Origin of the sequence: Priestia megaterium NBRC 15308 = ATCC 14581, assembly GCF_000832985.1 — a bacterium.
In the GTDB taxonomy this organism is placed as follows: Bacteria; Bacillota; Bacilli; order Bacillales; family Bacillaceae_H; genus Priestia; species Priestia megaterium.
Genome location: NZ_CP009920.1, coordinates 109,094 through 131,013, shown reverse-complemented (window position 1 = coordinate 131,013; position 21,920 = coordinate 109,094). Strand labels below are relative to the sequence as shown.

Here is a 21,920-nt window from a genome sequence, read left to right as displayed (position 1 = left end):
TTCTTTTAATATGACAAAAAGTGTCGTATTAAGATGATATCATACAGAAACAGTAAAGTTGAAAGGAGAAAAGGGAATGAAGAAAAAAATCGTCGTATATATTGCGGCAAGCTTAGACGGATATATTGCAAGAGAAAACGGAGAGATTGACTGGCTGGAAAGCGTAGAAGGAGAGGGAGACAACGGCTACGAAGATTTTTATCAAACGTGTGATGCGGTCGTTATGGGAAAAGCTACGTACGACCACGTGCTGAAGCTCACACCTGAGTTTCCGTATCTCGATAAAAAGTGCTACGTGTTTAGCCGCTCAGCTCAAGGAAAAGATCAATATGTCGAGTTTATAAACGAAAGCGTGGCGTCATTTCTCAACAACCTCAGTCAAGAAACTAAAAAAATATGGCTGGTGGGAGGCGCTGACATTCTCGCTGATTTCTTAACAGAAAAGAGGGTGGATGAATTTATTATATCGATCATTCCCGTTTTGCTTGGGGCTGGTATTCCGCTGTTTAAACGAGAAATTCCCGAAATGAACTTGAAGCTTACCGATATAAAACAGTACGGGCAAATTGCTCAGCTTTATTATGAAAAAGAATAAGCTTTTCGTAATAAAAACTCTTTCTGCAGTGTCAGTGTGCTCAGCGTGTATTTAACATCCAGCTATTGTTATTTTAGGGACAGTGACATCAAGAGCGTCCTTTTTTCATAGTATATTTTTGGGGTGAAAAAATGCCAAGAGTAAATTATCGAGATTCAGACGTTGCTTTAATGGCAAGGATGATGAGAGCAGAAGCTGAAGGCGAAGGAAAACAAGGAATGCTGTATGTTGGAAATGTCATTGTAAATCGTCTTAAAGCAAACTGTTTAGATTTCAAGAATTTAAGATCCGTTCCGCAAGTTATTTATCAGGTACAGGGAGGCAACTATTCGTTCGAAGCTGTTCAAAAAGGAAACGTATTTTATCAAAGAGCAAGAGGTGTTGAAAAAAGGTTAGCCAAAAAGAATTTGGATTATTGGAGAGAACACCCGGGGAAATATGCACTGTGGTACTTTAATCCATCCGCTCCATGCCCTCCAACCTGGTACGGTCAACCCGCTTCTGGTCAATACAAAAATCACTGTTACTACGAGCCAAAGCCCGGAACATGCGCTAGCGTTTATAACGGATAGATAGCTTAGAAAATATGCTGCATTCTCAAAGTCAGGCCTCAAATCCAAACCTTTAGCTGCAGGTGACAAGGTAGTCGTTCTTCATATAATAAGAGAAAGCCCTCTTTTAATAAAGGGGGCTTTTGCTAATTGATGCATTTCTCATTTTGCTTCAAATTTTATGTTTTTACCAGCAGCAAATTCAGATTGATCCTTCGCTTGTGTATCCTTTACCACCCAGGACGTCTTTACCTTAGCTGCTGATAAAATTTCTTTAATTTGCTTATCGGTTAAGCCTTTCGTATAAAGGACAAATTCTCTTGTATAGATGTTTTTATTTTCTTGCTCTTTATCTGCACCGCTGCCAAACCAATATCTTATTTGCTGATCGTCTTTGATGTTATTAAAAGCTTCTTTATAGTTAGGTAGCTTAACTTGAATATTCGACAGGTAATCCGTGCCGCGTAAAGTAAGGATCATGTGTACTGTGTGAAAATCTTTTTTTGAAGAGCTTGTTAACCCTGATGTTCCAACTTCACTAAATTCTTTTTTCGTCAGCGGTTTAACTGTAGTAGAAACAGAAACTTTTGGATCTGAATTATTTGTCACAACGTCTTCGGTACTGCAGGCACCTAAAATGAACAGCGTTAAAAGAGCATAGACTACTCCAAATGCTTTTTCCTTCATGCTCGTTCTCCTTTGTCATTGATAGATAATGGTACTCATTCGCTATGTTCATTGTATTTACCTCCATTTGTTTCAATGTCATGAGTAATGAAGAAAAGTATAGAAACATTAAAAAGAGAAATGCCGAAGCATTTCTCTTTTGGTTCTATGAATCTGGATTAAGCGAAGTATGCGTATACTCCGGCATACGCTCTTCTTTTTCCGTTAGCTGAGTATCGGGGCTTTGCTGCTCTTGTGAAATAGGAGACAGCGTAGATTTTTGTTCAGGATTCATGTTTGTTATTCCTCCTTATATAAAGTGAGCTGTTAATCAAGCGAAAGCAAATCATCTTGAATTCGCTGCGTTAAAGATGCCACTTGCTGGGTTAAACTGTTATTTTCCGCCTGGAGTTTTTGATAAGACTGATTTGCTTTTGAACATAGGTAAGGGTCTGTTTCCCACCAGTCCATGCCAATTTCTCTTGCTTTATCAATAGAAGCGACAAGCAGCCGGATTTTGATTGTTAAGAGTTCAACATCAGCAATTTGCACTTTAATATCTCCAGCAATAACAAGACCTTTATCTAATACTTTTTCTAATACTTCTACAATGGTGCCCAGATGCCCGTTATGTTCCGCCGCCATTTTTTCACTCCTTGTTATAGCACTTTTCCTAGGGGACCTAGATCAATATTTAAATCTTCATTTGTAAAGTTAAACACTGATTTTAGCTCCTCCATTTTGTTCTCTAACTTCATCAACGCCATGCCCAGATCTTCGATTTGAGCGTCCGTCAGGTTTCCGCTGTCCACTCGGCGAATCGCATGTTTTTCAATGAGCTGCCGCAGTAATTCAATGACGGTTAAAACAAGCTGCGCTAGGCCTTGTTCAGCATTTTCCGCACTCAGCTCAATGCGGCCGTTTCGTTTGAGGTTATTTTCCATTTCGCAACGCCTCCGTTTCCTGTTCAAGCTGCTGAGAAGAAATGATTTGACGATCATGAGAGCCTATCAGCGTTTCTACAGAAGAAATCAATACCCGCAAATCAAGATAGACTAAATCAATTCCGGCAATTGAAATCAATAAATCACCTTTAATGGCAATTCCTTTATCGAGGATCACATCTAATATATCAATGAGGGCGATGTCCTTTTGCTCCAGCGTTTGTTTTCGCAGCGATGTCATCCCGCATCTTTCTCCGAGCGCAGAGTGTCGATATGATAAGCAGGCCATGGTCCCGTTACTTCGATGTTCAGTCCCATTTCACTATAAAACGTTTGCTTGTCGCTAATGGCTTTTAAAAACGATTCTACATTGTTCTTTGAAAGAAGGTAGATGCTGTTCCAACACATGCTGTAGCTCTCGCCGGTTATTTTTTGACTCCAGTTATTTTTGATTGTGTGGTAAGCGGCGTAGGGGCTTATCTCACTGTGCAAGTGATCACAAAGCGACAGCTGTTCTTTTTCTGTTTCTTCTTCGATCAGCCTTTCTATCTTTTTACGTTCAAAAAACTGCCTGCCTGGAGGCAGCGTATTTATTTCTTCTTTTTTCTTTTGGATCGTTTCATTGTTCGTTAGCAGATAGTTCTTTAAAGAATTCGTATGGGCATATACTTTTATATTCCATTCTTCAGATCTTTTTAAAAGCTGAAGAGAAGAGAGGGTTTTTTGTTTGTTATCAGCAATACTTTTTTGACAGCTATCCTTGCTTTTGTAGACCGTACAAAATTTCATGGGAAGAAGCGTGTAGTGACTTTGTAAGAAAAGAAGAATCTCATGGTGATGCATGGCTTTGTCCTGCAGCCATTTCATATCGTGCTCGATCTTTTCTTTCAGCATTTCTTCCGAATACTCATCGCTTGGCAAGTCGCATACAAATGCGGTAATGTCATTAAAGTAAAGAGCATAGATAGGATTGTTCTGATCCATGCCTTCAAGTGAAGGAAAGGGCATTTCCTTAGCTTCTTCGGTTGGAACTAGACCATATAAATAAATGAGCTTTTCCATCTTTTAACCTCACTTTTGTTTCTTCGTCATTGATTCCCATCTTTTCAATTCATATTCCTTTGCAGCTTCATATCTCAGCAGCAGTTCTTTTTCTTTTTCCATATATGCATCTTCTGGTATTTCTCCAAGCTCATACATCATTTGAAGATGAACGATTTTTTGCTGAATAAAAGAAACATCATACAGTTCCTTATCCGCTTCTTCTTTGATTTTTTTCCCAACTTTAACAATGAGCGTGACAGGAGACAGCAGCAGTTTATGAATCATACATTCTCTTCTACTTTTAATTGAATATTGATAAAGTTATAAGCAGCCCACGGTCCTGAGTATTTAAAATCTGCTTTGTGCTTCCATTTTTCATACAGGTCATTTACACGTTCATCAAACGCTGCTTCTTTTTCTCGGTCAATTAAAAAAGAAGCGTTCAAAAGCATTGTTTCGACAATAGGAGGGTTGAGTCTCGACGCTTCAGCTATCGGTTCTAAATGTTGATACAGCTCTTTTTTACAGTCGTGCTGAAGCTTTAAAAAGAATTTCTGAGCTGTTTCTCCGTGCGCAATTTGTTTATAAAAATCAGCACTAGCAGAACGCTGGTTTCGTACTTGCTGCAAAGAAGAATCTTGATTCACTTTTTGTTTCAGCCAGTCCGGTTTCCCAATTACTTTTAGTCCGACTTCTATTTTTCCTTTTAACTGTGGGAAAAGAGAGGCGAACTGTGGATATAAGTTTTCTAACAGCATTTCAACATCTTGCTGACTATGAAACACGTTGCCAAAGCTGATTGGAATGACCGAATCATGCTCATTCATTACTTTGGAAATCACCTGCTGGTGCGCTGTGACGTTCTCTTTTGTAGGATGGTAAATTTTAAGAGGAAAGGCAGCAGCCACTATAGCTGCATCTCGGTAATGAATGGTAAAAGTAGCTCTTTCTTGCTGATCAATCGTGACGCTGCCAAACGTATGCGCCTCGGTGGCGGGAATACTGCAAAAAATATAAATGCCCGTTTCTTCACTCATTGATTTCTGTTTCATTCCTTTCCATTAAAATAATCAGCTTACTTCTCTGCTGGAGAGCTTCGATAGCGCAGGCTGGTGCGTGAAAAAGACGTGATGTTATGCTGCTTATTGACCAGCACTTCATAGATACCAAGCAGTTCATCTTTTGCATAGCGCCTCATATACTCCTGTTCTTCAAATGCCTCAAGTGTTATTTTCCATCCTCCATTTTGAATCGATTCATACGAAATAATTCGGTGAGGAGGAGCAACGTGTTCTTTAAAAAAATCAGTCACGGATTCCATGATTTCGGCTACTTTCACTTCTCTAATCCACCTTTATGAGTTTATAAATCTAAATCTTGTAAAAGGTTTAGCTGTTCAAGTTTTTTTCCGCCGTTATTCGAAGAAAGAAAATCTTCTCTTTCATTATGAAGCAGCCGAACTGCCTCGGCATACCTCAGCCAAGTGTCCACACTGGCAATAACGATTCGAGCTTCGATGGTAATTAATTCAATACCAATAACGGAAATACGAGCGAATACGTCAATTACCACGCCTTTATCTAAGATGCGGTCAACTACTTCAGCTAGACTAGAACAATCGTTTGATTTGTTAATCGTCATGATGAAATTCCTCTCATGTTGCATAGTAAAATATATACGTTTGCTAATCTTGCTATTAATGTGCGTGATATTGTAAAAAATATACAAATAAAACGTGCATAAATTAAAAAATAGTATAAAATACCATGATTATTTTTGTTTTAATACGGGTAGAGTTAAGTACATTACTTTTATCCATTGATGAATGAAAACACATACATAAAAAACAAAAGGAGTGGAGAAAGATGAGAAAAGAAGAGCAGCCGGTATTATCTGATTTTATTGAAAAGGACCAATTTGAGTTAAATTCATATTTAACCTCTTTACTTGAAACGACAAGCGAAAAGAAAGAAAACCAAAGTTGATGAGTTGAAAACATATAGGACTACTTTCCATCAGGAAAGTAGTTTTTTCATTTATAAGCTTGATATAATTTTTGAACAAAGAGGTGATAAAGATGAACGAAAAAGACGTCATTTCGAGAAGTATTTTAACAAAAGCGACCGGCTTTTTGGCATCAGGTTATACTCATAGTTTAAATCCGTATGCTGGATGTGCATTTTCCTGCAAATTTTGCTACGTGCGAGAGCTGCCAATTCAGCGTTTTAAAGAGATGGAGTGGGGGACATGGCTAGAGCTGAAAGTCAACGCAGTCGAAGTCTATCAAAAAGAAATACAAAAGCTCCGAAAAAAAGAACAGCCGGTGCGCATTTTTATGTCTTCAGCGACAGATCCCTATCAGCCTGCTGAGCGCAAAGCAGGCATCACACGTGCCCTTTTAGAAACGATGATCAATCATCCGCCTGATTTTTTATTGATTCAAACAAGGTCGCCCCTTGTGATGAGAGATATTGATTTGCTTTTACAGCTTCAAAACGTATGTGATCTTCGTGTATCGATGACTGTGGAAACAGACCGAGAAGATGTAAAACAAATTTTTTCTCCTTATGCTCCGGGGATGAAACTTCGTATGAACGCGTTAAAAAAAGTAAAAGAAAGCGGAATTTCAACGCAAGTAACCATTGCTCCAATGCTTCCTTTCACGCCTGAATTTCCTGAAAAAATAGAAGGAATGATGGACCGGATTTGTATTGATACCATGTACTTAGGAGACGGTTCCTTAGGGAAAACCTCAAAAAGGCTAGGGATGCCGGAACTATTTGAGCAGCACGGTTTCCTAGACTGGTATGACAAAGACATTCATATCAAAGCCATTCGTTATTTTGAAAAATTTTATCCTTCTTCGATGATTTATCTTTCTCAAGAGGGATTTGCTCCGTAAAAAAAGAAGGGCCCATATAGCCCTTCTTTTCTCCATATTAATTTTTATACGTATCAAACATGTTTGTGTCATCAGGTACGTTTTCTAAATAACTGATCTTCCCGTTTTTATCTAACTTAGCAATATCTTTTCCCGTTTGAGTAAAGACGCTGCCAGACGCACGTTTTCCGCATACTGCCCAAGGCGTTTCAAACTTATCTGTACCTTCAACTGCTTTCCAGCCTTCGAACATATGCTTAATATCAGCATTTTCTTTAAACACCATTTTCACAAACAGCTTCCAGTTTTCAATGCCTTGCTTTTCATGGCCGTTTAAGACAAATACGATATCGTCTGAAAAAAGGCTCACCAATTCTTCAAATGCTTGTTCGCTTGTACGTGATTGATCGAATAAATCAAAATATCTATTTAAGTTTTCCATGGTGATCTCCTTTGGGTGCTACAGCACCATTTTTTCTTCTACTGTTGTTTTTAGCATGTCCAGGTTTTCTTTCGGACATTTTTTGTTAATTTCATTTGTGAGCGTAGCAATGGTTTGCCGTTTCAAGATAGACTGCCACGAAGATTCGGCTTCTTCCATTAAATCGGATAATAAGCAAATATCTTTGTCTTTTAAGTTAAGCATGTCGTGAAAAATACCGCTTGATGAGTAAAGAGACTGCTTACCTTCAATGGCTACGTATACGTCATAAATACGAATTTCTTCCGGCGTTTTCTTTAAGCGAAATCCACCTTTGCTACCAGGAACGGAAGCAAGTAAATCAGCGCTAACCAGCTTGCGAAGAAGCTTTTGAAAATACGTAGGCGAGCCCCCAAGCTGAGAGCTGATGACATCTCCTGGCAACACAGCTTTTTCAGGTAAAAACGTAAGCAGCAAAATGGCATACACCGATTGCTCAACGCCTGTTTTCATATGCAAAAATATCATCTCCTGCTTTATGTGTACAATATGGATAATGGTTATCCACGTTTAGGTTATCATACCGATCATGGAGCAAAAAGTAAAGCAGTTACTTAATATGCACGCGATATTCGTGTATACTGTGAAAGAAACAGCAACAAAATACGGAGATGAGAGAATGACAACTATTGCAGATATCGCTCGGCTTGCAGGAGTAGCAAAAAGCACTGTATCCCGCTACCTTAACGGAGGGTCTGTGAGCGATGCGACAAAACGAAAAATCGAAGAGATTATTAAAGAAACAAACTATAGCCCAAATGCGTTTGCTCAAAGCTTAAAAGCAAAAAAAACAAACATCATTGGTGTAATTGTTCCGCGTATGGGTTCTTTTGCGACTTCCCGCACATTAGATGGTATTGACCAAGAACTTAGAGACCACCACTATCAAATGATTATTTCCAATTCTAATCAAGATTTAGAAAGAGAAATTGAAAATATCTATACGCTGGCTAAGCAGAAGGTAGCAGGTATTATTCTTCTTGCCGTTCAAATCACAAAAGCTCATTTGGAAGCGTTCCGCACAATTTCAATTCCCGTTTTGCTAATTGGACAGGAGCATGAAGAAGTCCACAGTTTAATTCACCAAGACTACGAGGCTGCATGGGACATTGGAAGGTACATAGGAGAAAAAGGACATAAAAAAATCGCTTTTTTAGGTGTAACCGAAAAAGACATAGCTGTAGGTGTAAAGCGAAAAGAAGGAGTAAGGCAAGGTCTTAAAGACAGAGATTGCGAGGTCCGCTGTTATCAAACAAGCTTTAACATGAGCGATGCAATCGGGGCTGCTACGGCTGTGATGAAAGAATTTAATCCGTCCATCATTGTATGTGCTACCGATAACATTGCGCTTGGTACGTTAAAGGCAGCTTATCTAAACGGACTGCGCGTTCCGGAAGATGTATCCATTACCGGCTTTGGAGGCTACGAAATTACAGGTGTGATTCATCCTAGCTTAACAACCATAAAATATTACTATAAAGAAGCGGGACAAATGGGGGCACAGCGAATTATTAAGCTAGTCAACGGAGAAGCAGTTGAAAAGCTTACACTTTCTAACTATGAATTGATTGAAAGAGAAAGCGTTGACAACCGCTTTGCATAAAAAAACGATTTTTTAACTATATCAAAGAAGGAGGTGACCATAGTCACCTCCTTCTTTGATTAATGCTTCACGACTTTTGTTGTCGCTCCGCTGCTAACATTCCCCGCAGCATCTTTGGCCGTCACGGTAAGAGTAGTGCCTGTTTTCTGCGCTGGTATTTTTACAGAGTACGTTCCTTTAGAAGAAGCCTTGGCAGATCCGAGCGATTTACTGCCCGCTTTGACTGTTACAGTAGAAGAGGCCTCCGCTTTTCCTGTAACCACTTTATCATTATCATCGACTTTATTGACAGTTGGCTTATTAGGCGCTACGACATCGGCTACTTTCGTGGAAACACTTGGACTTACGTTTCCGGCGCTGTCTTTAGCCGTTAAGGTAAGAGTTGTTCCGGCTTTTTGAACGCTTATATTAACAGAAAATGTGCCTTTAGAAGACGTTTTGGCAGATCCGAGCGTTTTGCTGCCAGCCTTAACTGTTACCGTAGAAGAAGCCTCCGCTTTTCCCCTAACCACTTTATCATTATTACCGACTCTGTTTACGGCTGGTTTATCTGGAGCGACGTTGTCTACGAATGCTGTGCTCAGAGCATATAGATCATCCACGGTATTATCGTCGTAATCATCATCAAACTCATAATCAGTGGCGCCTATGTAATATGTTCCTGGTTTATTTACCTGATAGACTTGAACTTCGACTCCATCGCTATAGTCTGAGCCTTGGTAGATTAAATTCTTGTTATCTTTAAAGTCTTTTTCAGCTGCTGTAAAGGCAAGGTCAATTGCTGGAGAATTGGTCGTCCCAGCTACAAGCAGTGCGCCTTTAGCAGGGACATTCACTTTATAAAAATCAACGTCATACATAGGAAGCATTTGTCCGATGATTGTTTTTTCATTTGGCAAACTATTAGCTTTGTTAAAATCATTATTTGGCTCTTTTTCAAACAGCGGATCATCGTTTGAAGAGGAGCTGTTCATTTGTTTTGAATTCTGAGATGAAGAAAGAGAAGGAGCTTTTTCTAAAGAATGAGTTGCATCGTTTTTTAAATCATTAAGTACACGTGGATTTAGATTCTTTTTTTGAAGAGGCTTGTCCATATGCTGGTCTATTAGTTTTTTTGAAACATTTTCACTTTTGTTGGTATCTGCTTGAACAGACTGAACGGATAGTGTTGATGCTAATAAACCAGCAGAAACTAGGGACATTATACCTTTTTTATTCATGTTTTTATTTTCCTCCTTCAAAATATAAGACTATAGAACTGAATCTATCATACTATAAGAAAACGAATACAACTACAGGTTTTCATATTCATTTTTCGACATCATTTCTAGAAAAGCGACAGTAATTTTACTAAATTGAAAGTGAATAAAAAAACGATTGACAGAATGTAGGAGATGCTATAGTATAAGTGGTGTAAATACAAACAAATAATTGAACGTATCTCCTAAAGGGGAGTAGCTTTAACAGCAAAGTCGTCATTACAGAGATTATCTCTCGGCTTTGTTGGCGACATTATGTTGTTAGCAAGACCTTTACCGCTTATTTGGTAAGGGTCTTTTTTGTATTCAATTATAAAAAAGGAGGAAAAGACTCGGACATTTAGAGGAGAAACGTTACATAAAAAGAGAAGGTGGAGGTAACTATGGAGGAACTAATTGGCGTATCAGTGCAAGGTTTGCTGCAAATTATTTTTCTTGATTTAATTTTAAGCGGGGATAACGCAATTGTTATTGCAATGGCGGCTCGTAACGTACCAAAAGATTTACAAAAAAGAGCGATTTTAATTGGAACAGGCGGCGCGATTGGTCTTCGATTATTATTTGCGGCTATTATTGTCCCTTTATTAAAAATTCCATTAATCGGAGCGGTCGGCGGTTTGATGCTAGTGTGGATTGCATATAAATTATTAGCGGACAATCACGATCACGGCGACAATCCTCAAGGTGGAGCAACGGTATGGAGCGCGGTTAAAACGATCATTATCGCAGATGCGGTCATGTCATTAGATAATGTATTAGCTCTAGCAGGTGTAGCTCACGAATTTGTCCCGATTATGATTGGTGTATTAATTTCAATTCCGATTATTATTTGGGGAAGCAGCTTTATTATGAAAGCAATGGAAAAATTTCCGATTATCATTTACGCTGGAGCGGCGATGCTTGCATGGTCTGCTGGAAAAATGATTGTTGAAGATAAAATTATCGGCGGATTTGTTCCGAGCACAGCTTTACATCTTGCTATTCAAGTTATCTTAACTATTGCAGTTGTAGGCATTGGATATATGAAAAACAAAAAAATGAAAAAAGAACAAGCCCACGCAGCTTAAAAAAAAGAGCGTACGGATCATCCGTACGCTCTTTTTGTTATGATTCGGGGTAGTGCATAAGCAAAAAAAAGCTTGCTTCTTCTTCAGAAGAATTGATATAGCTGTGAGAGGTATTTCCTGAAAAATGCAGAGCATCTCCTGAAACTAATTCATGTTCTTCATTTTCAAAACGAACCGTTAATTCGCCTTCTTTAATAAGTAAGTATTCATCTCCTAAATGAGTTTTCGCTTCGTGCACGCATCCAGGCTTTAATGTGACGATGTAAATTTCAAACTTTTTTTCCGGATGATAAGGAAAAAAAGAATATACTAAGTAATCACCTTTGTTGTCCGTGATGGGATCTAGCTGTTTTATGCTTACTTTCTGCACATCCGGGGTGTCTTCTTTCATAAATACAGAAAAAGAGACTTGAAGGCCGTTGGCGATTTTCCAAAGCGTGGTAACCGTGGGACTGGATTTACCCTTTTCAATTTGTGCAAGCATTGCTTTACTAACACCGGTTAATTCGGAAACTTGATCAAGCGTCAAATTTCGATGTTTTCGTAATTTAACAAGATTTTTAGCAATAATATCTTGAATCGCGTCCATTGTTGTACTCCTTTAATTATTATAAAGATAGTATAACATACCGTTGTTTAATATAACGTATAGATGTATAATATAGCAGAAAAGGAGGGAGTACGGTGATTGCAGAAAAAGCAGTACAGCAAAGAGAAAAAGTGGACTTAACGTTCAGACAAGGGGCTAAGGATTGTATCCCTACGCTACTCGGTTACATAAGTATAGGGCTTGCGGCTGGGATCGTTGGAGTATCCTCGCATCTTTCCGTTATGGAAGTTGCTTTATTATCAGCGCTCGTGTATGCAGGGGCAGCACAGTTTATTATTTGTGCACTGATGGTTGCAAACAGTTCGATTTCAGCTATTATTCTCACAACATTTATTGTAAACTTACGACACTTTCTTTTGAGCGCTACGGTCGCGCCTGAATTTACAAAATATTCGTTATTAAAAAACGTTGGAATCGGAGCCCTTCTAACGGATGAATCATTCGGGGTGTCTTCAAGTAAAATTGCAAAAGGTGAGCCAATTAATGACCGCTGGATGAACGGATTAAATATAACGGCTTACGTCAGCTGGATTATCGCCTGTACGGCAGGAGCTATTTTTGGCCATATGCTATCAAACCCGGAAGCCTTTGGGTTTGATTTTGCCTTAACAGCTATGTTTTTAGCTCTGCTTGTTTTACAAATCGAAAGCGTGTTACCTTCAAAGCTTAATCATTACTTACGTTTGATTCTTTATATGGCGATTATTATGATTGTGCTGTCTTTTTTCGTACCTTCACATGTGGCTGTATTGATTTCAACGATTATTGTAGCGACAATCGGGGTGGTGACGGATAAATGAGCATCCACTACCCAACACTCATCGTTATTTTAGGATGTGCCCTTGTTACCGTAGTTCCCCGCATTGTTCCGTTTTTAGTTGTGCGTAACATCGCGCTGCCAGAACCCGTATTAAAATGGCTATCCTATATTCCTATTTGTATTTTAACCGCACTGGTTGTAGAAAACTTTATCATTCAAGCAAATGACAGCGTAAAGATTAACTGGCCCGTCATTATCGTAGTCATTCCAACCTTACTGATTGCGCTGAAAACCAAAAGCTTATCCATCACCGTTATTAGCGGAGTTGGAATGATGGCGCTGCTTCGTTTTTTTCTTTTGTCATGAAAGCTCAAGTTATGCTCTTGAGCTTTTTTATTGTCTCCTTTACGCACGCTTTTTCATATAGTATGATAAGAGTGTAAATTAGAAGCCAATGAAAACTAAAATATAGATGAGGTGCTTTTATGAGCGGAGTAGTATCTAAATAGGAACAATTGAATGAAATAAATTAAATAAGCAAGACGGGTATTTTTTGGAGAATGAAGGTACCCTTTATTTGCTTATGGATTTATTTCACTGCCTATGAAGATACCTACAATGCTTTATAAAGGGTTCGGCATTTGTCGCGAAAGAGGCGTCTGTTTTTACAGAGCTTTCTTTTGTGATATGTGTTTAGACACCTTATGAACGCAAAAAGCTGTGGGATCACCACAGCTTTTTTTATTTACCTTTTTTATTGCCTTCTAATGAATAGGTATCTTCATATGTGATGACAAATCATAGTGAGGAGAAAAACCATGAATACGATGACATTTGAAAAATTGCAGTATCAGGAATTAAAAGAAATCGTAAAATCTCACTGCATAAGTGAGCTGGGAAAACAATTAATGGATAAACTTCAGCCGAGCACATCTCTTAAAACAGTAAAAAACCGACTTAAAGAAACAACGGAAGCACGAAGACTTCTAGATGCTGAGAAATCACTTCCGCTATCAGGTGTCTCAGGTATAGGAAGAGTTATCGAAAAGCTTGAAAAAGGCATGATTTTAGAGCCCGAAGAGCTAATGCGCGTATCCGATTTTTTAAAAGGCTGCAGAAAAGTAAAACAATATATGGTGGATAAAGAATTTTTTGCTTCGCTCTTAAGTTCCTATGCCCATTCGATGAAAGAACTGACAGGTATAGAAGAGGAAATTAATTTTGCGATCAAAGCCGGAAAAGTAGACGCTGCGGCAAGCAAAGAGCTCAAGCGTATCAGAAGACATATAGAAGGAACGGAAGCTAAGATTTCAGAACAGCTTGCGAAATTTTTACGAAACGGTAAAAACAAAGAGTATATTCAAGACTTCTTCATCAGTAAAAAAGGAGACCGCTATACGATTCCGATCAAGGCATCCTATAAAAACCATGTTGGAGGAACGATTGTTGAGACATCTTCTAAAGGGTCAACAGTGTTCATAGAGCCGGCATCTATTACAAAGCTGAATGCGGAACTAGCGATTTTGAAAGCAGAAGAAGAGGTAGAAGAATATCAAATTTTAGCGTCTTTAACAGGTTTAGTGTTAGAGAAGCTAGCTGATATTCATATTAATTTAGAGCTAATTAGCCAATACGACATGGTGTTTGCCAAAGCAAAATACAGTAAACAGGCTGATGGAAACGAACCTAAAATTAATGATTATGGATATATTCATTTAAAAGGTGCATATCACCCGCTGTTAACTGATAAAATTGTTCCGCTTCACTTCGAAATTGGCGAGAATTATCGAAGCTTAATTATTACCGGACCTAACGCAGGAGGAAAAACCGTTGTCTTAAAAACGATTGGGCTACTGACACTCGCTACAATGTTAGGCTTTCATATTACAGCTGATGAAGGAACAGAAATTGCATTGTTTGAACATATTTTTGTCGATATCGGCGACAACCAAAGTATTGAAAATGCGCTGAGCACCTTTTCCTCACACATGAAAAATATATCGGCTATTTTGCAAAAAGCAACGAACAATACGCTGCTCCTATTCGATGAAATTGGCAGTGGCACCGAACCGAATGAAGGAGCTGCACTTGCGATTGCGATTTTAGAAAAGTTTTATCATATGGGCTGCATAACGGTCGCGACTACGCATTACGGAGAAATTAAGCGTTTCTCAGAAATTCATCCTGACTTTATGAATGCCGCGATGCAGTTCAACAGTAAAACATTAGAACCGCTGTATCAGCTGTTAATTGGCACATCTGGTGAAAGCAATGCGCTTTGGATTTCAAAGAAAATGAAGGTAGAAGAAGAGATTTTACAAAAAGCAAAGTTCTATATGGAAAGCAAATCGTATGATACAGAAGTTGTCAGAGAAAATAAAATAAAAAAACCAACTGTTTTGAAGGAAAAGAAAAAAGACCTTGTTGAATACCAAATGGGAGATCGAGTCAAGCTGTTAGATTATGAAAATCATGCGATTGTGTATAAGTCTAAAGACAACACAAACAATATAGTCGTACTCTATCAGAATGAGTTAATTGAAGTAAACGTTAAGCGAGTAGCCCTTGAAATCAAAGCTGCTGAATTATATCCCGAAGGCTATAATCTCGATTCGTTATTTATTAGCTATAAAGACCGAAAAGAGCAGCATGATCTGCAGCGAGGATCAAAAAAAGCATTGCGGAAAATTGAAAAAGATATACGCGAAAATAGATAAAGCAGAAACCCAGCACTTATAAGAAAATGCTGGGTTTCGTTTTTATGCAGCTTCTCAAAAATACATAGCGCCCTTTTGTTAATGACTTAAAAGGTAAGGAGGTTTCCTTTAGCTATATTAGTAGTCTATAGGTATAAAAAACATCTCTCATCTCTCTAATGTACCTGAGAGACGCGTTTAATAAACTATTCGTTTGTCGGAACGGGAAGACTCTTGAGCATTGTAAAACAAAAAGCCATTTTTTTTGCAAAATGTAAAGGAGGCTCTACAGATTGAATATGAAGATACATAAGGACCGGTTCTGTAAAAAGCCAATGGTTATGCAAAGCGCTTACGATAAGACCTTGCCGCGCAGCAGCTTCTGTAAAACGGGGGATTTCTTCTTGTAAAATAGCAATCTCAGCCAAGTTTAACGCGTTTCCCTGTGCGTCTATCGCTTCAAATGATACACCAACAGGAACGACAGAGCTGCTTTTCCGCCCTTGAACATGAGCTTGAAAGCTTCTTTTAAGAGACACTGAGCATCCTGTTGGACTAACTTTGCTTTTAGCGTTTAAAATCTGGCCAAACTGCTGACAAATTTCACTTGTAGTATACATATAAGCTCCTGCCTTTCTTCTATAACTCTTAGTAAGCTTTATGACATCAGAGCTTCACTTATGCAAACAGTGTTCTTATAAAAAAATCCCCTTCACGATGAAGAGGATTTTTTTATTATTCAGCATGCGATGAGCGTTCATTTAACAAATTTTCATAAAAACGGGCAAGTGAAGCAGAAAGGTATGGAATAGACCATAAAAAGCCGATTCCTAGTGTAATGATACTTAATAAAAACCAGCCCAGAAAGCTTAGCAGCAGCAGGAAGTACTGTCCTTTATAACCATTCATCAACCTGCGGCTTTCTGTAATCGCCTGATTCATAGAGTAAGCAGGATTGTCTTTACAAATATAGTACGTTTGTGAATATGCCAGTGCTTTGATAATTCCAGGAATCAGTAAAAGCAGTGACCACAGCATCACATAAAGAGTCATAAGTACATAAATTCCTAGTGACTTTACATAAAGCCCGAAGTCTTGGAATGTTTTAAACAAATGTCCCAACCGGACAGATTCACCTCGCGCCAAACTTAAAAATGCCCAGTAGTTCGCCATGAGAAGAGGCGAAAAGACAATAGCAAAGGCAGTTGAAATCCATGAGGCCGAATCAGATTCATCTTTCAGCCAATTGTCATAGCCGCCGCTTGCCACAATTTCAAATGGAATAGGCAGAAGCGTATATACTCCGTACGTTACCACCGTCAGTAAAATCGCAAGTCCCCAGCGAGTCTTTAAAGAAGCTTTAGCTTCTCTTTTAATCGTACCGATGTTCATGTTGTTCCTCCTTTAATGTTGCAAAACAGTATCTTTTTGCTTGTATTAACATGTAAACCATGCACAATTGTTAATTTTGTATGAAATGAAAATAATAGTCAATAGGTTCTGAGATGAAAAGCAAACCTCTTGCGAAAAATTTTTACTAGACAGATAGAAATCGCTAAATAGGTACAATCTGCTTTTCAACTACTTTTGAAGAAAGAGGAGGTGCAAAAGCACTGTGTGCGATGCTTTATTTTAGTATGAAGTAAAACCCTCATGGACAGAGACAGACTTTCTGAGATAGGAGGGATTTCTATGTTTGAAATGATCAAAATGATGCAACAAGTCTTAAGTGAAAACGGCAGTATTCCTTTATAATGAATGTAAGAAAGAATGAGAGGAGACTGTGAAAGTGGAAAAAGAGAATCTCACTCAAACATTTTATAATTTAGAATGCAGTCACTTAAAATCTGAGATACGCACCTCTGCTAAAGAGCTTTTAAATATTCTTGCAGATGATTACGTGGAGTTTGGCAGCTCGGGCAGGGTATGGAAACGAAAAGATTACAATAACAATCATGTACTTTCGCCAGATGTATTCGAAATCTCTCATTTTCATATAGACGTATTGTCTCCTGACTGCGTATTAACTACTTATCATCTTATGAATCATACGGCAGAAAAAAAGACGCTTCGCAGTTCTATTTGGCGAAAAAGAGAAGAAAAGTGGCGTTTGTTTTTCCATCAAGGCACGGTGAGCAACGGCGATCAATAAATAAGATTATTCGGTTATTATTATACTTTCCCTCTATTTGATGCTATGATGAAAGTATATTTTGACGTAAGGGATGTTTTAAAATGAGCAAAAATAACGTAAAAAAAGAAGTATTTTCATGGATTAAGTCCATTGTTATTGCATTGGTTATTGTAGTGGGAGTTCGCCATTTTTTATTTGCGCCAACTACGGTTCACGGTGAATCGATGTATCCAACGTTTGAAGATTCAAACCGCGTCATTTTAAATAAAATCAGTGATGTTGATCGCTTTGATATGATTGTATTTCATGCACCGGATGCAGATGAAAATTATATTAAACGTGTAATTGGCCTGCCAGGAGATACGGTAGAAATGAAAAACGACGTTCTGTACATTAACGGCAAAGCTTATAAAGAGCCGTATTTAAAAGAATCTAAAAAATCTCTTGCACCTGATGAGAAATTCACGGAAGATTTTACGCTTCAAACGCTGCCTGCAACTGATGGCAAAGTGAAGGTACCGAAAAATTCACTGTTTGTCATGGGAGACAACCGTCCTGTAAGTCATGATGGACGAGCATTTGGCTTCATTCCACAAAAATCAGTTATCGGAAAAGTGCAGTTTCGCTACTATCCGTTAAATGAAGTAGGCGAACCGAAATAAAAAAGACAGAAAGACTGACGAAATTTAATTCGTCAGTCTTTTTTTGTTGGGTGAAAAGAACTGATTTTAAAAAAACGATTTGCTTTGTGAGAGTTAAACATCTTCTAAAGAATTAGTAAATTAGACTTTGTTTTTTTCTTTGTTTAGGAAATTATAAGGGTGTTTAAAAAGGGACTTCTAGGTACCTATGTTACTTCAAAGTAAGAGGTAGTACTGATAGGTAAGTAGTTTTTATGGGTATACAGATATATGAAGATAAAGAAGCAAGGATTTTGGAAAGGAGCAGGTCAGCATGAAAAACGTATTAATCATTAATGGACACGAGTATTATAAAAAGTCAAAAGGAGAGTTAAATCAGACGATTTTTAACGAAATACAGCATTTACTCACTGATCAATTTGACATTAAAACAACGGTGGTTGATAAAGGCTACGAAGTAGAAGAAGAAATTGAAAAGTGGCTATGGGCTGATGTTGTGATTATGCAGACGCCTATTTACTGGTTCAGCATTCCCGGAAAGTTTAAGCAATATATTGATCGCGTGTATATGGATAACATTTTCTTTAAAGGTTCAAATCAATACGGGCGAGGGGGCTTATTAACAGGGAAAAAATACATGTTTTCTCTCACATGGAATGCACCGGAAGCTATTTTCGACAATGACGAAGCTTTCTATGAAGGAAAAAGTTTAGACGAAGCCATTATGCATTTGCATAAAATGAATCAGTACGTCGGTATGAGTCCACTTCCAACTTACTCTATTCATGATGTAGTTAAACATCCAAACATTGATCACTACAAGCATAAATTAAAAAATCACGTAGCAGAAGTATTTGGAATAGGAGAGCATCAATAAAAACCGATACTACAAAAAACCTGACTAAACAGTCAGGTTTTTTTATTCACTGTGACGTAAAAATCGTAGTCAAAAACAGTTTTTCTTTTTCTATCTAATCACTAGCGAAATGTCTACAATGGTAAGGAAGAGTTAACCATCAAGTTGCACAATAATTCGACCAGAAGTGGTAATGAAAGCGTAAACATTTTGGTGGAGATCAGTGATAGAATAAATTTAAGCAAGGGGGGAGCAATTGATGCATCTAGATGAAAGGAGCAATTTAATTTTAAAACGAGTGGTTAGTAATCCAGGTATTTCCAATGCAGAATTAGAGAGAAAGTATCATCTTTCACGGAGGCAGATTAGCTACAGCTTTACAAAAATTAATGACTGGTTAAAGAGTAATAACTACCCAAAAATTCAGCGAACGAACGGGGGGAAATTTATTATTGATCCTCTTCTAATGGAACTGTTTGCTGAAAAAGTCGAACACTCTGCTGGAAGTTATATTCCGTCTGAAAAAGAAAGAGCTCAATTGGTTTTGCTTATGCTATTAGGCAGCGAAGAAGAATTATCTTTACTTCATTTCTCCAGCTCGCTATCAGTGAGTAAGAATACAGTATTAAGAGATATGAAATATACACAGAAAATTGTAAATGGTTATCATCTTGAAATTATTTATTCGCGAATGCATGGATACGACATCGTAGGAAGTGAGTGGAATAAAAGGAAGCTGCTTATTGAAGTACTGCGGACCGTATATGACATGTATCAAGGCGAGACGTATATTCAGGCATATACAGGAATTTCAAGAGAAGAAATTCAGAGATTAAAAGAGCAAATGGAAAAAGTAGAAAAGCGTTTAGCACTTCAATTTATCGATCAAAAAATAAAACTTCTTCCATATACAATAGCCATTTTGTTAAAACGAATTAAAAAAGGAAACTTAATTAAAGATTCTTATCATATCGACTATGAAGAACTATCGGATACAAAAGAGTTTGAAGCTGCCGAAATTTTAATTGAAGATGCTGCTTGTATCCCAAAGGAAGAACGTTTATTTATTACATTACAATTGCTTACTTCTAACGTTCTATCCTCCCAATTTTTAAGAGAGGAAGAAACTCTTGAATTAAAATCTTCATTAAAAAACAGCCTTGCGTTATTTGAGAAAAAAGCATGTATTACTTTTAAAGAAAAAGAGAAGCTGCTTCAAAAATTAGTGCTGCATATGAAACCAGCTTACTACCGCATTAAATATCAGCTAACTACTAACTATTCAATAATTGAAAAAGTTAGTGAAGAGTTCGAAGCCATTCACTACATTGTAAAGGACTCATTAAAGCCTTTTGAAACTTATATTGGCTGCTCTATTCCTGAAAGCGAAGTGATGTTTATTACCGTTTTTATTGGCGGACATTTAATTAACAGTGGCGAAACGATACAGCTGAAAAAGCGAGCGGTTGTTGTTTGTCCTAACGGGGTATCCATTTCACATTTGATGGAGCACACGCTGCGTGATCTATTTCCAGAGTTTTATTTCTACGAAGCTCTTTCAATTCGAGAATTTGAGCAATCAAAAGCAGAATTTGATATGGTATTTTCTCCTGTTACTGTTCAGACTTCTAAGCATTTATTTATTGTGGAACAATTTATTTCCGATTTTCAAAAGCTGCAGCTTCGGCAGCGAGTCATTCAAACCATATTCGGTTTAAATACATCCGTAGTAAACATTGAACAGTTAATAAGTGTCATTGAAAAATACGCAAAAGTTGAGCAGAAGTCTCAACTTCAAAAAGCATTGCAAGACTATTTTTCTCTCCAAATATTAAACGAAACAAGTGAAAATCAAGAATACAGTTTAGCAGATTTAATTACACCCGAAACAATTGTGCTGCGCGATCAAGTGGAAAGCTGGAAGGAAGCTATTTCAATAGCCGCTGCCCCGCTTTTACATAAAGGTGTTATTACTGAAGCTTATATTGATAAAATGCAGGAACAATATCCGTCTATGTCTCCACATATTGTACTAAGACTTAATGTTGCCATACCTCACGCAAGCCCTGAGGACGGTGTTCAAGCAGTAGGCATGAGCTTACTTAAGTTAAAAGAAGGCTTATTATGCGGAGAGCAAAAAGTTCATTTTATTGTTGTTATCGCAGCTATTGATAAAAAGAAACATTTAAACGCTATGCTGCAGCTGATGAAGTTAGCGGAAATGAACGGGGTAATAAATGAGATGAAACAGCTAAATGAAAAATACAAAATCTATGAAATAATTAAAACGCACTCTATCTAATCATGGTACAGAATGTATAGCAAGGAGGATACAATCGTGACATTACAGCCTTTTTTAAAAGAAGAGTTACTGAAGTTAAATAGTGTATGTAAAGACCAAGCCGATATCTTTGAAATGGTGTACAAAGAGGCATTTGGCAAAGGGTATGTCAGTGAAAACTTTCTAGCAAAAATCAAAGAAAGAGAAGCATCTTTTCCGACAGGCCTCCAAATAGGCGATTACAGTGTAGCAATTCCTCATACAGATCCAGAGCACGTTTTTGAACAATTTATTAGTGTGGTTACCTTACAAAAACCTGTATCATTTTATTTAATGGATGATAATACAAAAAAAGTGGATGTGCGCATTGTGCTTCTATTAGGTTTAAACCAGCCTCACACCCAGTTAACAGTACTTCAGGAGCTGATGCAAACAATTCAAGATCAGCAAAAAATAGAGCAATTATTACAGGCTGAAAATCAAAGGAATGTTCAAGCTATTTTTAATGGAGTTGAAAAAATTAGTACAAAAGGGGAGAAGTAAAATGAAAAAGTATACGGTATTAGTAGCGTGCGGAGCGGGAATTGCAACATCAACAGTGGTGTGTGAACGAGTGGAAAATCTATTAAAAGACAACGGCATTAACGCGGAAGTTGTGCAGTGTAAAATTGCCGAAGTAGCTTCTCGCCAAGAAGGAGCAGATTTAATTGTATCGACAACGATTTTACCCACAACGTACAGCATCCCGGCATTAAGCGCAACCTCCTATCTCACAGGGATTGGCATGGAAGCAGTGGACCAAAAAATAATAGATGCCTTAAATAAACCAGTTGCAAATTGATTAGTCAGAA

At 37.8% G+C, this 21,920-nt stretch carries 30 protein-coding genes; 14 read left to right on the top strand and 16 right to left on the bottom strand.

Translation table 11 applies throughout. The features are described 5' to 3' along the window. The first annotated feature begins 76 nt into the window (after positions 1 to 76). Positions 77 to 595 (top strand): dihydrofolate reductase family protein, encoded by a 519-nt coding sequence (locus BG04_RS01200; RefSeq protein ID WP_034650533.1) that lies wholly within the window; start codon positions 77 to 79, stop codon positions 593 to 595. 131 nt (positions 596 to 726) lie between these two features. Further along, positions 727 to 1,167 (top strand): cell wall hydrolase, encoded by a 441-nt coding sequence (locus BG04_RS01195; protein WP_013083968.1) that lies wholly within the window; start codon positions 727 to 729, stop codon positions 1,165 to 1,167. 141 nt (positions 1,168 to 1,308) lie between these two features. On the opposite strand, the gene BG04_RS01190 is transcribed toward BG04_RS01195, so the two are convergent. The 10 genes from BG04_RS01190 to gvpA all read right to left on the bottom strand — a co-directional run bounded on the left by BG04_RS01190 (position 1,309) and on the right by gvpA (position 5,441). After that, positions 1,309 to 1,833 (bottom strand): hypothetical protein, encoded by a 525-nt coding sequence (locus tag BG04_RS01190; RefSeq protein ID WP_034650536.1) that lies wholly within the window; start codon positions 1,831 to 1,833, stop codon positions 1,309 to 1,311. A 145-nt stretch (positions 1,834 to 1,978) separates the two neighbouring features. Continuing rightward, positions 1,979 to 2,107 carry a hypothetical protein gene (locus BG04_RS31625; RefSeq protein ID WP_013083966.1) on the bottom strand — a complete coding sequence of 43 codons (129 nt, stop codon included), beginning with the start codon at positions 2,105 to 2,107 and terminating at the stop codon, positions 1,979 to 1,981. A gap of 32 nt (positions 2,108 to 2,139) precedes the next feature. Further along, the gene (locus tag BG04_RS01185) at positions 2,140 to 2,457 is read right to left on the bottom strand and encodes a gas vesicle protein (RefSeq protein ID WP_034650538.1); all 318 of its coding nucleotides are present in this window, start codon (positions 2,455 to 2,457) and stop codon (positions 2,140 to 2,142) included. 14 nt (positions 2,458 to 2,471) lie between these two features. Then, complete coding sequence (locus tag BG04_RS01180) at positions 2,472 to 2,756, bottom strand: gas vesicle protein K (RefSeq protein ID WP_034650543.1); 285 nt, start codon at positions 2,754 to 2,756, stop codon at positions 2,472 to 2,474. Then, on the bottom strand, positions 2,746 to 2,997 hold the full coding sequence (locus BG04_RS01175) for a gas vesicle protein (protein ID WP_013057926.1): 252 nt from the start codon (positions 2,995 to 2,997) through the stop codon (positions 2,746 to 2,748). Before BG04_RS01175 ends, BG04_RS01180 begins: the two co-directional genes overlap by 11 nt. Next, on the bottom strand, positions 2,994 to 3,818 hold the full coding sequence (locus tag BG04_RS01170; RefSeq protein WP_034650546.1) for a GvpL/GvpF family gas vesicle protein: 825 nt from the start codon (positions 3,816 to 3,818) through the stop codon (positions 2,994 to 2,996). The genes BG04_RS01175 and BG04_RS01170 overlap by 4 nt, the downstream gene beginning before the upstream one ends. A 9-nt stretch (positions 3,819 to 3,827) precedes the next feature. Continuing rightward, positions 3,828 to 4,085, bottom strand: coding sequence for a gas vesicle protein GvpG (locus BG04_RS01165; RefSeq protein WP_034650548.1), 258 nt, complete (start codon positions 4,083 to 4,085; stop codon positions 3,828 to 3,830). Continuing rightward, on the bottom strand, positions 4,082 to 4,852 hold the full coding sequence (locus BG04_RS01160) for a GvpL/GvpF family gas vesicle protein (protein ID WP_034650550.1): 771 nt from the start codon (positions 4,850 to 4,852) through the stop codon (positions 4,082 to 4,084). Before BG04_RS01160 ends, BG04_RS01165 begins: the two co-directional genes overlap by 4 nt. Before the next feature lie 23 nt (positions 4,853 to 4,875). Then, on the bottom strand, positions 4,876 to 5,139 hold the full coding sequence (locus BG04_RS01155; RefSeq protein WP_013057922.1) for a gas vesicle protein GvpO: 264 nt from the start codon (positions 5,137 to 5,139) through the stop codon (positions 4,876 to 4,878). 23 nt (positions 5,140 to 5,162) lie between these two features. Beyond that, on the bottom strand, positions 5,163 to 5,441 hold the full coding sequence (gene gvpA, locus BG04_RS01150) for a gas vesicle structural protein GvpA (protein WP_013057921.1): 279 nt from the start codon (positions 5,439 to 5,441) through the stop codon (positions 5,163 to 5,165). Positions 5,442 to 5,877: 436 nt separating this feature from the next. Between gvpA and BG04_RS01145 the strand changes: the two genes are divergently transcribed. Beyond that, a complete protein-coding gene (locus BG04_RS01145; RefSeq protein ID WP_034650552.1) occupies positions 5,878 to 6,702 on the top strand; it encodes an SPL family radical SAM protein in 825 nt (274 codons plus the stop codon). A 37-nt stretch (positions 6,703 to 6,739) separates the two neighbouring features. On the opposite strand, the gene BG04_RS01140 is transcribed toward BG04_RS01145, so the two are convergent. Both BG04_RS01140 and BG04_RS01135 read right to left on the bottom strand, forming a co-directional pair. Next, complete coding sequence (locus BG04_RS01140) at positions 6,740 to 7,123, bottom strand: nuclear transport factor 2 family protein (protein ID WP_034650555.1); 384 nt, start codon at positions 7,121 to 7,123, stop codon at positions 6,740 to 6,742. Between the two features lie 18 nt (positions 7,124 to 7,141). Next, positions 7,142 to 7,621: an RrF2 family transcriptional regulator gene (locus BG04_RS01135; protein ID WP_034650557.1), complete on the bottom strand. Its 480-nt coding sequence runs from the start codon at positions 7,619 to 7,621 to the stop codon at positions 7,142 to 7,144. Between the two features lie 160 nt (positions 7,622 to 7,781). Here BG04_RS01135 and BG04_RS01130 point away from each other — a divergent pair, with 160 nt between their 5' ends. After that, positions 7,782 to 8,765: a LacI family DNA-binding transcriptional regulator gene (locus BG04_RS01130; RefSeq protein ID WP_170943779.1), complete on the top strand. Its 984-nt coding sequence runs from the start codon at positions 7,782 to 7,784 to the stop codon at positions 8,763 to 8,765. Positions 8,766 to 8,824: 59 nt separating this feature from the next. Here the strand turns inward: BG04_RS01130 and BG04_RS01125 are convergent, their stop codons facing one another. Beyond that, the gene (locus BG04_RS01125) at positions 8,825 to 9,985 is read right to left on the bottom strand and encodes an Ig-like domain-containing protein (RefSeq protein WP_034650560.1); all 1,161 of its coding nucleotides are present in this window, start codon (positions 9,983 to 9,985) and stop codon (positions 8,825 to 8,827) included. A 422-nt stretch (positions 9,986 to 10,407) separates the two neighbouring features. On the opposite strand from BG04_RS01125, the gene BG04_RS01120 reads away from it, so the two are divergent. Beyond that, the gene (locus BG04_RS01120) at positions 10,408 to 11,091 is read left to right on the top strand and encodes a TerC family protein (RefSeq protein WP_034650563.1); all 684 of its coding nucleotides are present in this window, start codon (positions 10,408 to 10,410) and stop codon (positions 11,089 to 11,091) included. Positions 11,092 to 11,128: 37 nt separating this feature from the next. On the opposite strand, the gene BG04_RS01115 is transcribed toward BG04_RS01120, so the two are convergent. Beyond that, complete coding sequence (locus BG04_RS01115; RefSeq protein WP_016764849.1) at positions 11,129 to 11,680, bottom strand: helix-turn-helix domain-containing protein; 552 nt, start codon at positions 11,678 to 11,680, stop codon at positions 11,129 to 11,131. A 95-nt stretch (positions 11,681 to 11,775) separates the two neighbouring features. Here BG04_RS01115 and BG04_RS01110 point away from each other — a divergent pair, with 95 nt between their 5' ends. The 3 genes from BG04_RS01110 (at position 11,776) to BG04_RS01100 (ending at position 15,178) form a co-directional block, all read left to right on the top strand. Then, positions 11,776 to 12,501: an AzlC family ABC transporter permease gene (locus BG04_RS01110; RefSeq protein ID WP_034650567.1), complete on the top strand. Its 726-nt coding sequence runs from the start codon at positions 11,776 to 11,778 to the stop codon at positions 12,499 to 12,501. Next, positions 12,498 to 12,827 (top strand): AzlD domain-containing protein, encoded by a 330-nt coding sequence (locus tag BG04_RS01105; RefSeq protein ID WP_016764847.1) that lies wholly within the window; start codon positions 12,498 to 12,500, stop codon positions 12,825 to 12,827. Before BG04_RS01110 ends, BG04_RS01105 begins: the two co-directional genes overlap by 4 nt. Before the next feature lie 452 nt (positions 12,828 to 13,279). After that, on the top strand, positions 13,280 to 15,178 hold the full coding sequence (locus tag BG04_RS01100) for an endonuclease MutS2 (protein ID WP_034650570.1): 1,899 nt from the start codon (positions 13,280 to 13,282) through the stop codon (positions 15,176 to 15,178). Positions 15,179 to 15,363: 185 nt separating this feature from the next. On the opposite strand, the gene BG04_RS01095 is transcribed toward BG04_RS01100, so the two are convergent. Both BG04_RS01095 and BG04_RS01090 read right to left on the bottom strand, forming a co-directional pair. Then, a complete protein-coding gene (locus BG04_RS01095) occupies positions 15,364 to 15,777 on the bottom strand; it encodes a DUF1259 domain-containing protein (RefSeq protein ID WP_013083952.1) in 414 nt (137 codons plus the stop codon). Positions 15,778 to 15,892: 115 nt separating this feature from the next. Further along, the gene (locus BG04_RS01090; protein WP_034650573.1) at positions 15,893 to 16,549 is read right to left on the bottom strand and encodes a DUF975 family protein; all 657 of its coding nucleotides are present in this window, start codon (positions 16,547 to 16,549) and stop codon (positions 15,893 to 15,895) included. 397 nt (positions 16,550 to 16,946) lie between these two features. Between BG04_RS01090 and BG04_RS01085 the strand changes: the two genes are divergently transcribed. From BG04_RS01085 to BG04_RS01060, 6 genes are all read left to right on the top strand, one after another. Continuing rightward, entirely contained in the window at positions 16,947 to 17,309 is a 363-nt protein-coding gene (locus BG04_RS01085; RefSeq protein WP_034650574.1) for a nuclear transport factor 2 family protein, read from the top strand. A gap of 83 nt (positions 17,310 to 17,392) precedes the next feature. Continuing rightward, on the top strand, positions 17,393 to 17,953 hold the full coding sequence (lepB, locus tag BG04_RS01080; RefSeq protein WP_016764841.1) for a signal peptidase I: 561 nt from the start codon (positions 17,393 to 17,395) through the stop codon (positions 17,951 to 17,953). A 292-nt stretch (positions 17,954 to 18,245) separates the two neighbouring features. Further along, positions 18,246 to 18,809 (top strand): NAD(P)H-dependent oxidoreductase, encoded by a 564-nt coding sequence (locus BG04_RS01075; RefSeq protein WP_034650577.1) that lies wholly within the window; start codon positions 18,246 to 18,248, stop codon positions 18,807 to 18,809. A gap of 238 nt (positions 18,810 to 19,047) precedes the next feature. Further along, a complete protein-coding gene (locus BG04_RS01070; protein ID WP_034650580.1) occupies positions 19,048 to 21,090 on the top strand; it encodes a BglG family transcription antiterminator in 2,043 nt (680 codons plus the stop codon). Positions 21,091 to 21,126: 36 nt separating this feature from the next. Beyond that, positions 21,127 to 21,612: a PTS sugar transporter subunit IIA gene (locus BG04_RS01065; protein WP_016764838.1), complete on the top strand. Its 486-nt coding sequence runs from the start codon at positions 21,127 to 21,129 to the stop codon at positions 21,610 to 21,612. 1 nt (position 21,613) lies between these two features. Beyond that, positions 21,614 to 21,910, top strand: coding sequence for a PTS sugar transporter subunit IIB (locus BG04_RS01060; protein WP_034650583.1), 297 nt, complete (start codon positions 21,614 to 21,616; stop codon positions 21,908 to 21,910). Positions 21,911 to 21,920 lie beyond the last annotated feature (10 nt).